20 protein-coding genes are annotated in these 13,006 nt (G+C 39.0%); 3 read left to right on the forward strand and 17 right to left on the reverse strand.

Annotation, left to right across the window (positions count from 1 at the left end):
* Positions 1-88: 88 nt before the first annotated feature.
* The 16 genes from FLB61_RS11015 to FLB61_RS11085 form a co-directional block, all read right to left on the reverse strand.
* A complete protein-coding gene (locus FLB61_RS11015) occupies positions 89-619 on the reverse strand; it encodes a dihydrofolate reductase family protein (RefSeq protein WP_087200335.1) in 531 nt (176 codons plus the stop codon).
* Positions 620-687: 68 nt separating this feature from the next.
* Positions 688-1,326: a hypothetical protein gene (locus FLB61_RS11020; RefSeq protein WP_221920172.1), complete on the reverse strand. Its 639-nt coding sequence runs from the start codon at positions 1,324-1,326 to the stop codon at positions 688-690.
* Positions 1,327-1,343: 17 nt separating this feature from the next.
* Positions 1,344-2,021 carry an HD domain-containing protein gene (locus FLB61_RS11025; protein ID WP_087200331.1) on the reverse strand — a complete coding sequence of 226 codons (678 nt, stop codon included), beginning with the start codon at positions 2,019-2,021 and terminating at the stop codon, positions 1,344-1,346.
* 40 nt (positions 2,022-2,061) lie between these two features.
* The gene (locus tag FLB61_RS11030; RefSeq protein ID WP_087200329.1) at positions 2,062-2,484 is read right to left on the reverse strand and encodes a DUF5301 domain-containing protein; all 423 of its coding nucleotides are present in this window, start codon (positions 2,482-2,484) and stop codon (positions 2,062-2,064) included.
* 159 nt (positions 2,485-2,643) lie between these two features.
* Complete coding sequence (locus FLB61_RS11035; RefSeq protein WP_275952213.1) at positions 2,644-3,039, reverse strand: GNAT family N-acetyltransferase; 396 nt, start codon at positions 3,037-3,039, stop codon at positions 2,644-2,646.
* 165 nt (positions 3,040-3,204) lie between these two features.
* Positions 3,205-3,612 (reverse strand): GNAT family N-acetyltransferase, encoded by a 408-nt coding sequence (locus tag FLB61_RS11040; RefSeq protein WP_087200325.1) that lies wholly within the window; start codon positions 3,610-3,612, stop codon positions 3,205-3,207.
* 100 nt (positions 3,613-3,712) lie between these two features.
* A complete protein-coding gene (locus FLB61_RS11045) occupies positions 3,713-4,282 on the reverse strand; it encodes an AAA family ATPase (protein ID WP_246599214.1) in 570 nt (189 codons plus the stop codon).
* Between the two features lie 25 nt (positions 4,283-4,307).
* On the reverse strand, positions 4,308-4,469 hold the full coding sequence (locus FLB61_RS11050; RefSeq protein ID WP_191435171.1) for a glycine zipper domain-containing protein: 162 nt from the start codon (positions 4,467-4,469) through the stop codon (positions 4,308-4,310).
* A gap of 46 nt (positions 4,470-4,515) precedes the next feature.
* A complete protein-coding gene (locus tag FLB61_RS11055) occupies positions 4,516-5,436 on the reverse strand; it encodes a GNAT family N-acetyltransferase (protein WP_087200321.1) in 921 nt (306 codons plus the stop codon).
* The gene (locus FLB61_RS11060; RefSeq protein ID WP_087200319.1) at positions 5,433-5,828 is read right to left on the reverse strand and encodes a DUF2500 domain-containing protein; all 396 of its coding nucleotides are present in this window, start codon (positions 5,826-5,828) and stop codon (positions 5,433-5,435) included. Before FLB61_RS11060 ends, FLB61_RS11055 begins: the two co-directional genes overlap by 4 nt.
* 37 nt (positions 5,829-5,865) lie before the next feature.
* Entirely contained in the window at positions 5,866-6,507 is a 642-nt protein-coding gene (locus tag FLB61_RS11065; RefSeq protein ID WP_221920173.1) for an HD domain-containing protein, read from the reverse strand.
* A 20-nt stretch (positions 6,508-6,527) separates the two neighbouring features.
* Positions 6,528-6,938: a TIGR04076 family protein gene (locus FLB61_RS11070; protein ID WP_221920174.1), complete on the reverse strand. Its 411-nt coding sequence runs from the start codon at positions 6,936-6,938 to the stop codon at positions 6,528-6,530.
* A gap of 144 nt (positions 6,939-7,082) precedes the next feature.
* Positions 7,083-8,906: a nucleoside hydrolase gene (locus tag FLB61_RS11075; protein ID WP_221920175.1), complete on the reverse strand. Its 1,824-nt coding sequence runs from the start codon at positions 8,904-8,906 to the stop codon at positions 7,083-7,085.
* Between the two features lie 122 nt (positions 8,907-9,028).
* Complete coding sequence (locus FLB61_RS11080; RefSeq protein WP_246599215.1) at positions 9,029-9,346, reverse strand: hypothetical protein; 318 nt, start codon at positions 9,344-9,346, stop codon at positions 9,029-9,031.
* The gene (locus FLB61_RS13085) at positions 9,343-9,492 is read right to left on the reverse strand and encodes a helix-turn-helix domain-containing protein (RefSeq protein ID WP_246599216.1); all 150 of its coding nucleotides are present in this window, start codon (positions 9,490-9,492) and stop codon (positions 9,343-9,345) included. Before FLB61_RS13085 ends, FLB61_RS11080 begins: the two co-directional genes overlap by 4 nt.
* 363 nt (positions 9,493-9,855) lie before the next feature.
* The gene (locus FLB61_RS11085; RefSeq protein WP_221920177.1) at positions 9,856-10,359 is read right to left on the reverse strand and encodes a DUF7000 family protein; all 504 of its coding nucleotides are present in this window, start codon (positions 10,357-10,359) and stop codon (positions 9,856-9,858) included.
* A gap of 287 nt (positions 10,360-10,646) precedes the next feature.
* Here FLB61_RS11085 and FLB61_RS11090 point away from each other — a divergent pair, with 287 nt between their 5' ends.
* From FLB61_RS11090 to FLB61_RS11100, 3 genes are all read left to right on the forward strand, one after another.
* A complete protein-coding gene (locus tag FLB61_RS11090) occupies positions 10,647-11,555 on the forward strand; it encodes a helix-turn-helix transcriptional regulator (RefSeq protein ID WP_087213706.1) in 909 nt (302 codons plus the stop codon).
* Positions 11,556-11,616: 61 nt separating this feature from the next.
* Positions 11,617-12,183 (forward strand): GNAT family N-acetyltransferase, encoded by a 567-nt coding sequence (locus FLB61_RS11095; RefSeq protein ID WP_221920179.1) that lies wholly within the window; start codon positions 11,617-11,619, stop codon positions 12,181-12,183.
* A 65-nt stretch (positions 12,184-12,248) separates the two neighbouring features.
* Complete coding sequence (locus tag FLB61_RS11100; RefSeq protein WP_246599217.1) at positions 12,249-12,653, forward strand: winged helix-turn-helix domain-containing protein; 405 nt, start codon at positions 12,249-12,251, stop codon at positions 12,651-12,653.
* A 39-nt stretch (positions 12,654-12,692) separates the two neighbouring features.
* On the opposite strand, the gene FLB61_RS11105 is transcribed toward FLB61_RS11100, so the two are convergent.
* Positions 12,693-13,006: helix-turn-helix domain-containing protein (locus tag FLB61_RS11105; protein ID WP_221920180.1), on the reverse strand; the 314-nt coding region annotated here is incomplete at its 5' end.

Raw genomic sequence — 13,006 nt, forward strand, 5'->3', positions numbered from 1 at the left:
GGAAGAATCTGTTTATCTGCAGATTCTTCCCGGATTGTTTTCATGTTCATATTCTCTCCCTTCAGATTCGGCAATATGTCTGTTGGATTTATCTGCGTACATAGACCAGATCTGTCATGCCGTTATATGCCTGTGTATAAAGTAATTTCAACTTAATCTCTGTTGTCCCGTTTTCAAAAAGACGTATGCCAGATCCCAGAAGTGTAGGGATAATCGTAATATAGTAGTAGTCAATAAGATTCTCATTTATGATCTGCTGAACAAGCTTAGCACCGCCGCAAATCCAAATATCTTTTCCATCCTCTTCTTTCAATTTTTTTATCAGCTTTATGGGATTTTCTTTTGTAAATCGGATCTTTTCAGAAGAACAGTGCTCTCTGTGCGTAATGACATACGTGGTAAAATCACGATATACCCACTCTTTCGGCGAAAGTTCAGTGGCAACTTGATGATAGGTATTCCAACCCATCAAAATGGTATCGATATCTTTTACAAACTCAGAATAGACATCGATATTTTCACTGTCGCTCCTTTGTCCTTCCAGCCACGAAACACCGCCATCACTGTCCGCAATATAGCCGTCAAGACTCATGGCAATAAATAAACAGATTCTTCTCATTTTAATATATCTCCCCTCTAATATTGTAACAGCTACGCTTGTTTCCCAAGAATTGAAATCTGAAATAACTATACATTCCACAATGTTCCATCCGGCATCAGATAGAGACTTCCCTTCTCCACGTTTAATTCCTTTCCTGTATTTATGTCAACTGTCACTACATACTCCTGATAGTAAGGTTCTTCTGTCCATCTGGAAAAATACAGGACATCGCCATCCCGGCAGATCATGCTTTCGTTATCCCTGATAGGAAATATTTTTTTCAGCGGCCAGATTATCTCGTATTCACTGTCTGCTTGCCTTCCAAGTGTCCACGGGGACATCTCTACTTTCAGATTGTAACAGTCTTTTACAGACGTAAGAGGCAGTGTTGCTAAAATTTCAGCCGCATTCCCCGGACAGTACGTGTAAATATCAATCCTGCCCTCTGAAAAGTCAACGGAAAGTATTCCGAAACAGTCTTTATCCCACACTGGTCGTTCGTAATAAACATTTTCTCTTCCTTCAAATGGTTTATATACACTTCCATCCGGATAATGAATAAAGTAAATCTGATTCCCAGCAAATTTTTTGCCCTGCTTTACGATTTCTTCTGCATCATAAAGATCACAGGCCTCTTCGAAAAAATGAGTTCCCATATACCATTCTGCCGTGCCCTCAGCTAGTTCCAGATACATGTCCGGCAGATCAAATTTTCTTTTCTGCATATCAGTTTCCTCCTATGCTATCGAATAATTTTATCCAATTCCTTTTTCCCATTTTGATACGATAAATTTGCCTCTTGATACAGACTATTATAAAATTCTCTGGCAATATGTTGCCTTTCTTTTGCAAGCTCTCTTGCTTTTTCAGTATAAAAAACGGAGCACAAATTCTCCAATTTAAGCTTATACTCTTGAAAAAAAGATGGCAGAATATCGTTTTCGCCATTCGAAATCATTCCATCTGGCAACACAGAATACAATGGTTCTGAAACACTGCCTTTGTAAAGTAATGTTCTTGCAATCCCTATTGCTCCTGTTACATCTAATTTATCTGCATCAAATAGGATTTTTGCTTCTAAACTTACAGGAGGATTGCTTTTTCTATAGCTGTGTGTGTGAATGCAATGTTTCACTTGTTCTGCATACTCTTTCTCAAACCCGTGACTCAAAAGAAATTTGTAAGATTTTTCTCCTCCTACAATCGCATGGCACAAAGAAGGGTTTTCCGATTCTTCTTTTCTCCCAATATCATGTAATAAACATGCTGCAATCAAGACATCATAATTTACATTATTCTCTTCCTTTGCAATTTCTAACGCATTATACAACACACGATATATATGCTCTTTATCATGAGCAGCATCTTCTATACAACAGATCATAAATTTTTCAAGTAAACAATATGTCTCTTTGTTCATCGATTTGGTTCCTCCTGTACCATTCAATTGTAAGCTGTGATTATAAAACATATTTTGCTATGGAATTATATTCATCTCCGCTGATTCGATAAACCCCATTATATGGTTGTTCTAAATAATATTGATTTCTTTGTGTATAAATATATAAAATCGATCCTCCATTTTGCTGAAAATGAAACTCTATCTTTATTGGAGTTTCTGCATTTACAGGAGAATCATTTATACTTTCCTTCTTTGTTGTTCTCTCGTTGCCCTCCAAGACATAAATAATATCCTTGATCTCCTCGATACTTGTGACTTCTTTCTTCACAGTATCAGTGCTGATCATTATGCGTGTTACCTCTTCTGTTTTCGGAAGGTTTAATGAATATGTTTCTTTATTCATCAAGAGAAAAAATACCATTGCAATTACCGTCAAAAATATAATGATAGCAATTATTCTTATACTTTTTTGTCTATCCATAAATTTTAACCTTCAAATTTTCCTTTCTATTTTTTTTATAAAAGGATAAAAGAAAATTCTTTAAGCGTCTTTATGGAATTCTTAATGTTTTTTGAGTTTTATTGTTTATACATCATTGATTGCAGGAATAAACCGTAAAAATGCGGAAGCGGCTCCATCTTACCGAGTACTTTGCACTTTTCTCTTCAATTCATATGATGGGTGGTACAGACCTGTTGGTGCATAAAATTCATCTCCGATATATTGAAATCCCAATTTGCTCAAAACCTTTTTAGAAGCCGTATTGTTGGGATTGTGGCCCGCAAACAATGCTTCTGCCTGCAGAATTTTAAATGCATAGTCAATAACGGCTTTTGCCGCTTCCACTGCATATCCCTGTCCCCAAAACTTCGGACGTAAATGAAAGCCTATTTCATATTTATTTTCTTTGTAAGGCCTTAGTCCACAACAACCAATGAATTTCTTTAATCGAAGCTCAAAGATCGGCCAATATTGAATATGGTATTTGTTGTTGCGGTCGATTTCGATTTTCAAGCGGTTTTCAATCTCCTCCAAACTGAATGTTCCGCTGGCACAAATAAATCAGGAAAAACTCTCTTTCCATTTTACATCCCCTTCTGTAAGCTGCCTGTTGGCATTCCCAGCTGCCACTATTTTTCATATATCTATGCTCAGATCGATCACAGTTGTTATTAAAATGATAGTTGTAATAAAGGGTCATCAAAACTGGCACTCGATCGTTTTCATCATTTCACAAAAACCGTTTCTTTCATAAAATCTCATGCCATCAGTATTTTGCGGGAAAACCTGCGTTCTGATAAAATCTGCTCCATGTTTTTTCCCATATTCCTTACTTGCATTCATGAGAAGCGTTCCGATCCCTTTATTTCTTTCACTCTCCAGCACATCCAAGTCCTGTATGTATACGGCGGTCTGTGGTTTCAAACACGCTACCTCTTTTTGTTTCAGAATCATGAGATGAGAAAATCCAAGCACTTTTCCTGCTTCTTCTGCCACAAGAATATCCTGCTTCTCACTCTCAAAGATTCCCTGAAAAAATTCGTCGCTCCGATAACCCACAACAAAATGCTCTGGCTGATATTTTACACCGTCGGTCTCTAATTCCAGTTATAGCTTCCTTAACTGCTCCACATCCTTTTCATTTGCAATTCTGATCTGCATCACTTTCTTCCTCCCATGTTCTGAATCTGATCTATCCTCTTTAAAATCATGACGAGCGCTCTTTTTTCTCCGAAGACAGACGCCGATATGTTTCTATAATTACTTTTGCATTCTTTTCCAGTGAATCGCCCCCATCGAGTTTCAGCACCGGGCATCCTATCTGGTTCAGCCACAACTCATGCTGGCTTTTGTTACAAGCTGACGCATCCCCATCATAATTTGCCGCATCATTTAAGAACTGCTGATGTTCCTCGTACATATCTCCGCCAGGCAGAATACGGTCACCAAACTCTTCTTGTTCTCTCTCATGGATACGGGTTACACGGACTTTTGCATCTGCGGTCAGATAAACTGCCAGCCGAAACATAGGGTCGAAGTACTCATGAAAACTGTTCATGGAACCTGCCATAACAAATTCCTCCGCTTTCTGTACCGCTCCCATAAGATTACTGATTTTTTCCTCTTTTGAAAACATAACCGAATATGGCTTTTCTGTATCATTCCGCCAGATATATTCATCAATATCCAGAAAAGCAATCTCCATTTTGTCGGCAACATACTTGCCCAACGTCGTTTTTCCCGATCCTGCCGGGCCAAGAATAATCATTCCATGCATGATAATAATCCGCCTTTCAGTTCATCTATTTCTTCCCTTTTCCTTTGAAATCCGGCATACATCCAAACGCTACACCTAGGCATAATCCTAATGCCAGATTGTCGAATAACAGGCCAAATGAAAGTCCAAGACAAAGTCCAATGGCGAGTTTATTATTCTCTTTATTATCATCGGATTTTTTCTTCACAATTTTCCTCCTGTCTGGAACAAAGATCCGTATTTTCTGTTTTTTGTTATTCGACTGTCCGCTCGATCATTTTTTCCATTCCACTTCCCGACTCCTGCTCTGTCAAAAGCTGGAATCCTAGTTTCTGATAAAACGGCTCTTTCCCTTGTGCGGATCGTAGATCAATACATGCTTTCCATCCTGGTTTCATGGTACTTTTAATAAAGTTTTCAGAGTAACGATACAGAAATGTTCCGATCATCTTCCCCTGGTAATCTTTGTGAACGACAAACTCCTTCATGAACCAGTGCATACCATAGTCCCCGAGCCAATGAATCATTGCGATTGCCCTGCCTTTATGGCGAATAACAAAGGACTGGGTACTATTTTCTATGGCTGTCTGCATCTGTTCTATGGAAGGAGTATTCCATCCGGCAGAAATACAAAGCTGCGCAAACTCCTCCACACAGATGTCCTGACTTATCGTATAGTAATCAAACTCCAATTCCCGCAATATTTGTAACTCCCGTGCCCGTCTTTCTACTAAAGATTGCATTGAGTCTTCATAATCAAACATGCTACCTTTTGCAGCTTTAACATTTGCTTTGTCGATGTAGATAAGAATCGGCTTCAAAGGTTTTATGATTTCTGCTATTTCTGCAATGTATACTTTAGATTCTTCTACGTCCTCATCAAACCGTTTCTTTACTTCGCACAGAGCATTCCAAAAGAAGCCGCAACAAAGGACATAAATTGTATCTTTATCTGCTTTCGTCACAAATGATCTCCATCGCTCAAGAACTTTCTTCCATTCTGCTTCAAAATCTGAAAAGTCATAGTCTGTATTGTCCGATGAATGATTCTGGACACCGTTATCAACGCAAATAACAGACTTTCCTTTTTTCTTCAATTCTTCCGCAATCATGGCTGCAGTCATGCTCTTCTCACTTTCCGAAAGGCCTTCCACAATCATTAAATTTGTCTTCATTCTTCTTCCTTCTCTCCTTCTCTTTGAAAGGACAGGTACCTTGTTCCCTGAAAAGAAAGCTTTCCCTTATCCCCTTCCACCAGCATTCCATATTCGGTTCCGCTGACCGAAAACTCCATTCTGTCTCCACTCTCCACTTGAAAAGTGACATAATAGATCGTGTTGGAAGCAACATGAGCGGTATGGTTCACATTTGCATGGTGATGATAAGACACATCAGAGCGTTTTGCGACCACCACAGCCGACACTGTCAGTCTGGGAGAGTTGTTATTTTTATTCCAGGTGCCGAGTCCTTTTACTGCCATGACAACAAATGATCCAATCACCAGAATAAAAACAATAGCAAACATGCCTTCAAACAAACCATATGCTGTATCAAATTCTGTATACATCTTCTTCCCTCTTTCTGTATAAATAAACTTTTCACTGTTACCGTTTTCCCTCCCACTCAAGGAGGAATTCATCCACATACTCATGCATAAACCTGTCTCGGTGCTCTGCAATTTCTTTTGCAGTCGAGGTATTCAAAAGCTCGTTTAAGAGAAAAAGCTTCTCATAAAAATGGTTTATGGTTGTTGAAATATGATTTCTGTATTCGTCTCCTGTCATATTCAGAGACGGCTTGATATCAGGATCATAAATGACTCTATTGTGATTTCCGCCATAGGAAAAGGCACGTGCGATACCGATTGCTCCGATAGCATCTAGTCTGTCTGCATCCTGTACACACTTTCCTTCCAAACTCTGCGGCGTCACAGGATTGCCCTCAAAAGAAACCTCTTCAATAATGGTACAGACATCAGAAATAATTCTGTCATCTATGCCGCATTGTTTCATAAAAGAAACTGCGTTTCCCTTTTCTTCATAAGTATCCGGAGAAATTTTTCTGTCATCTACATCATGTAGAAGTGCTGCCAGACGGACAACAAAAAGATTCGCCTGCTCTTTCTTGGCAATTTCTTCTGCCAGTTTATAGACCCTGAACGAATGCCAGTAATCATGTCCACTGTAGTCATCAGCAAAATATTCCTTGATATACTGAATCGCTTTCTGAATCACAGCCTCTTCCATAAGCAGGTCTCCTTTTCCAATCATCCTGTATAGGCATCACCGGCATCATTTTTAAAATTTTGTTTTTCAAGCCATTCCTTTTCTTCTTCCGTTTCCGGAATGTCAATTCTTTCAATCTTAAAGATTACCGGTCTCGTGCCGTCGTTACAGCAGGCAATCATCATTCTGTCATCATTCGTCCAGTTGCGCATGATAGAGCCTCCCTGTAATGCGGTATACACATATCTGCTGATCGCATCCCATGCTTCGCCACAGAATTTTCCGTTCATCAAATGATAAAAATCATCTCGTTCATTTGTCCTTTTCAAAACAAATGTATCCCCTTTCTTGAAAAAAGGACACGGACCCGATTTTGGATCAGCAAGATATTTCTCCTGATAATCCGTGAATACTTTTGTTTCCAATACTGTAATTTTACATTCATACTGCATACGCATTTCCTCCATAAATCAAATTGTTCTTACTATCTTTTCTTATTGGGTTTCCATTTTATTTGTCTCTTATCTGTGTTCTTCTAGATATTTCATAAATTCTGGCGTTTTAGACCAATATTTAATGCCCGGTTAAAATTCTCTTCACGTTACCTGTTCGACCCAATGCTCTGCAGTACTGAGCATCTGATGTCCAGTTTTCTCCTGTCCGATTTGAAGCAGTACAAATCCAGTGGAAACCGTCTGTAGATATCCCCACTCCCAGATTGCCTGTTCTGGAACACCCGTCAATCGGTGGAGATAATTACACCGCTCTTTTCCTTTTTCCAGCGGAAACTGATCGTATTCCTCTGTCCATTCCCGCATAAGCACGCCAAGATCATAGGCTTTTTCATAAAAAATACCATCCGGATCAATCAGCTTATAGTCATCTCCCGATAAGGTTTCCAGTGTATTCCTGCCATGGGCATCGCCGTGAAGCAGTACATACTCCTCCGGATTCAAGGCTTTCTCCCTTGACTGCAAATACGCAAAGGCCTGGTCCATCACTTTCCGCGAACAAGGACGATTTAATTTTTCCCATGTTTCTCCAAGGAACTCCCGAAACCATGATACCGAATCCTCTCCTTCCGGAAGATCTGCATCTGTAACAGGAATTTCCCATACTTTTTCCAGGGCAGAACAGATCATTTCAAGCTGTCTGTGAACAGAACAGCCCGGTTGCTGAATCGGTTTCCCCAACCGTTCCAGCAGACAGGCTTTTCGTTTCAGGTCATATGCATATAGTCTCGGGAACCCGTTTCCGTCTGCCATTTTCAGCACGTTAATGCCTCTGGAAAATTCCCCGCCGAGATTTTCGGGCATATCTATTTTCAAAACATACTTTTCTCCATGTTCTCCATCAGCATAACCGACAAAGGCGTGTGTGCCGCCGGACAGAGCCTCCCCGACAGAAATATGCCATGTTTCCTCCAGTTCGGAAATCACGGAATCCAGATTGGCAAGCCATGCTTCGCCGATAGCCCCCGCCGATTTGGCGCGGCTTACGACAAGCGGCGGAATCTTTCTCCGGCTTTCTCCCCTCCGTTTTCCACGTAAAGTGCTGCTTAAAATACGATAAAAGGTTTCCCTGTCAACGGTTTTCGCGATTTCTACATTCCCGTCCGGCGAAGGCATAAAAGTAGTGCCTCCCATATTGTTTTTCTGCTCTGTCTCTACCCGCACTGTTCCCCGTTCAAACTGGCAGACTTCCGGATGAAACACACAGACGGCAGCCAGCGGATCGTGCAGCGTCAGCTTTTCCGAATGCTCCAGCCACGCATTGCCAAAAGAAAAGACTGCTTTCATCAAATCACTGTCCGGTCTTAAAAGGATTTCTGCCTGTTCAGCGTCGATCGTAAGACTGTCTGTAACCTCCAACGGAACTGCCCGGTGTATCGCTGTTCGTGTTGAAAATACAATCTTTGAAGCCAACGGATCTGCCCAGGAATTCCAGTTATAATAAGGATCCGGCAACGGTTCTTTACCAAAATATCCATTCATGACATATAATCCCTTCAGCAGATTAGCGGCATCGTGATAAGTACAGAACATGGTGGCAATGTTGGTCATATTGCCGATTCCAATTAACACCACTTCGTGCGGATTTTCTTTTATTTTCTGATACAGAAAAGCAGGGGCATCTCCTTTTTCAAACGTGCTGTGCTTCCAGAATTTCAACGCTTCCGCACCGTCCGGCGTCGGATAGACCGGAACCGGCTGCATTGTACTGTCAAGCCCTGCCACGATCGGGATCTCTTTCCCAACAGTCCTGCAGACTGCGTCAGCAACCGCTGCCCGTTTTTCCGGCTCACCGCAGACGGTTGTAATCCCAATCAGGTCGCACTGCGGTTCTTTTAATAAGTAAGCAAGGCAGATTGCATCATCAATATCTCCGCCAATATCTGTATCCAGTAAAATTTTTTCCATCTTTTATAATCTCCTCCTGTATTTTAATGATTGATACAAGAGTTTATTGAAATTCCCATGAGATTCCTCCTTAGAAATCATTGTTTTCTCAACAGAGTTTCTTCTCTGCTTTCCATTCAAGCTTAATGCCCGGCAATTGTTCTGCCAAGCATGTAAACCCCCATCAGCATCTCTCCCACGGCTAATCCCAGGAGAATCCCAGAGAGAAAATCTTTTATATCGGTTCCTCCCAACGTATAGGAACAGGCCTGCAAGGCAATTCCCATTACAATCAGCAGAATCCCATATAAAAGCTTTTGCTGTTTCTCCAATTCCTGTGTCCGCCTCAACAGATCCATAATCTGATCCTCATCATAGGAACGCACACTTTTCTCTTCTGCTTCTTCTCCATCCATCAGCTCCGCAACTGTGATTTCCAGTTCTTCACATAAACTTTTCACAACAGCATAATCCGCATACATTTTCCGGTTTCCCATTTTGAAATCGTTTTATTCGATACACCAATCTTCTCTGCCAGCTGCTCCTGCGTCAGATTTTTCTCTTTCCTTTTTCGTGCCAGAAATTTTCCTGTAGTAAGCTGATTCATCCGATCTACCTCCATTTACTATCAATCCTAATGGAAGAATATCCTTTTTCTGCCCAAAACTCGACCCCTTATTTGGAGAATTTACGTGGAATTGCGGATAACATTCTATTTACTATTATACCATCCGGCAAATCTTCTGTCATTGGTTTCCTTCCATCTGCGCAGAGAAGACACCAAACATGAAAACCGCCGCTATGGTGTTACCCATGCGGCAGCTATGATTTCGGATTATAAATATTCCAGCACAATACTGAGTTCTTCTCCATCTTTTCCATTCAGCACATAGCGGAACTGGCTGTTCTCCTGCTTTGTTACAATATAAAATTCTTTGCTTGCTCCTTTGTGTCAGACCTGCGCATCTTTTCAATCCTCTCTCTCATCTTGAGCATTCGGATTTTCATTTTCCAAATACTTTTGTATCTCCTTTGCCAAAGACAACGCGCTGGTAATAATCGTTTCCGTCATGCGTTCTTTTTCATTGAAAACTATTCTGTTTTCTAAAACTACTTCAAGGACAGAATATCGAGGCATTTCTTTTCGGTCTATATTCCATTTGGAATCTTTCAGAATTTCCCAATACTCTTTTTGTACATTGGCATTCTGCCCCATAAGCCATATTTCAAACTGCATATCAAAATGATTTAATACTATCCCAAACCGCAGCTTATGACTTCTCAGATACTCATTGAAAAACGGAAAATATGTATAATCCAAATAGCCAAACGATATATTCCCCGTATGATACTCCTTTGGAAATACAGACTTTAATTCTCCTTCATATTTTATCAAAGCTGAATATGCAGTTTGTATATAGCCCTTATTTAGTTGTTCTTTGTAAATTTCTATACATTTCTGAACATCTTTCATCTTCTTACGTGGAATACATTGATAAGCAAGCCTGTTTTTTAAAGTATATGTTTTTGTAAAATTATAGCCTATTAACAGTGGTTACAGTATTTTAATTAAATCCTTTGAATGTGTTCACCTTATCCGTTTATAAAGTTTGCACAAGCATATTTTACTTACTGCTTGTAAGAACAAAGATAGGGACAAGAAATCTCATAACAAGATATAACAGATTATATCGGCTGTTTATTGAACTACAAAGGCTCATTAAGATATAATACATTTTAGAAATTAGGAGGAATAAGCAAATGAAAATAGAACGTCTTTATGCGATAACTGTCTATCTTCTCAATCATGGAAGAACATCTGCGAATGAATTAGCTAAATATTTTGAAGTTTCCGTGCGAACTATCCAGAGAGATATTGACTCATTATGCATTGCTGGAATTCCGATTATTTCAGTCACTGGGGCGACAGGTGGTTATGAAATATCCTCGCAGTTTAAACTTGATAAACATCTTGCCACTTCAAATGATTATTCTTATATTTTGACTGCGCTTAAAGGATTGGTTTCGGCTACAAATGATCAAAATGCAAAACATACATTAGAAAAAATATCTCACATATTTAAACAAAACAATATGAATATTATATTAGATTTTTCCGTCTTACGAGAAGGTGAGCAAGATACTCTGCAAACATTGCAAACTGCCATAGCTCAAAAACGTATGGTAGATTTTATATATACGAATAATAACAATGAAACTCGTGTACACAGCGTAGAGCCGATTGCAGTTTTATACAGGTGGTACGCTTGGTATCTTCTTGCTTACTCTAAAATAAAAAACGATTATCGTACCTATAAATTTGTAAGGATGAGAGATTTAAAAATTACGGATATCCCGTTTACAAAAGAACATGACGCTCCAGAAAGTATTTTGAAAAAGTCTGATAAAACAGATTGTCGTCAATATATAGATGTTATTGTAAAATGTAAAGAAAAGGCACGGGCACGAGTTCAAGAATATTTGAAAGGGAGTGTAATTGAGAGTCTTCCGGATGGAAACACATTCATGAAGTTAACCGTGGTGGAAAATGAGCAGTTCTGGATTGGCACACTATTGTCATTGGGTGATGATGTTGAGGTAATTGCACCAAAAGAAATACGTAAACGCCTTTTTAAAGTAGCTTCAAAAATTGTTTCTTTATACAAATAACTATGACATACTGTTGTCATATATACCGTGATATAGTGTTAATAAAAACGGAGGTGCATTTATGTTGAACCCATATGAAAGATGTCCTAAATATGAGAATGAAAACTATTTGTTAAGAATGGTAAGTAAAAAGGACAAGGAAGATTTATTAAAAGTATATTCTGATGAAAAAGCTGTACCATTTTTCAATAGTGATAATTGCGGGGGAGATGACTTTCATTATACTACTGAAAATAGAATGGAACAAGCAATCGAATATTGGCTGTGGGAGTATGATAGACAAGGTTTTGTTCGTTGGACTATTGTATCAAAAATAGATAACAAAGCAATAGGAACGATTGAAGTATTTAATCGGAAAGCTGATGATTATTTTAATAACTGTGGGTTATTAAGACTTGATTTGAGAAGCGATTATGAACAGGAAGAAAGTATTTTTGAAATATTATCGCTTATCGTGCCCTCGGTGTTTGAATTATTTAATTGTCAGATAATTGCAACAAAAGTTCCTCATTTTGCTTCTGAAAGAAAATTGGCAATAGTCCGGTTAGGTTTCGTTGCTTCTGAAGAGAAATTGATAGGTGGACATGATAAAAAGACTTATACTGATTATTATGTCCTGCAAAAATAGAATTGGAGATTTAAAATAAATGCAATTCTTAATAAATGTAGCGGAGGGATATACATGGGAAAATATTGATTATTGAATTTTGTGATAATGAGGAAAATATATATTCTCAAACAATAGAATGGCTCTCAAAACAATTATGTGCTTCACCTATAATTATACAGGGAAAAATGAGAGGGCTGAATATAAACCCTTATAACCGTACTGTTGTTGATGACTCTGGTAAAAACATACAATTAACTGCCAAAGAGTTTGATTTATTGCATTTCTTATTTTGTCACAAAGGACAGGTATTTACAAAAGAACAGATTTACGAAATAGTATGGGGATATAACAATGCTCCAGATGCAAGTAATTTATCCTCATTCATCAGAAAACTAAGATTGAAGATTGAACCACACCCAGACAATCCACGATATATTATCACCGTCTGGGGCGTGGGATATAAATTCAGTGAAAAAGAAAAACCGTAGCTGTATTTCACAATTCATTGTGATCTGCACGCTACGGTTTTATCTATTGAACTGATTTCTTACTTCTTTGTCCCTACGCATGGCTGATTTTGCACATTTCAGCAGGTCAACTAAAAATCGGGTTTCGTATTCGTCGCAATCCTCAAAAATCTCTTTTGCTTCTCCCTTGAAAATATTTTGTGAAGCAAGTACATTATCACATAGGAGAACATCAACTGATACGGAAAGAGCATTGGCAATCTCAATCAATGTCGGCAGGCTGACTTTCGTTTTCCCTGTCTCCACGTTGCTCATGTGGGCTGGGGTAATATCTATAAGGTCTGCGACGGCTTCCTGTGTTATGCCTTTCTTAA

Origin of the sequence: Sellimonas caecigallum, assembly GCF_019754295.1 — a bacterium.
In the GTDB taxonomy this organism is placed as follows: Bacteria; Bacillota; Clostridia; order Lachnospirales; family Lachnospiraceae; genus Sellimonas; species Sellimonas caecigallum.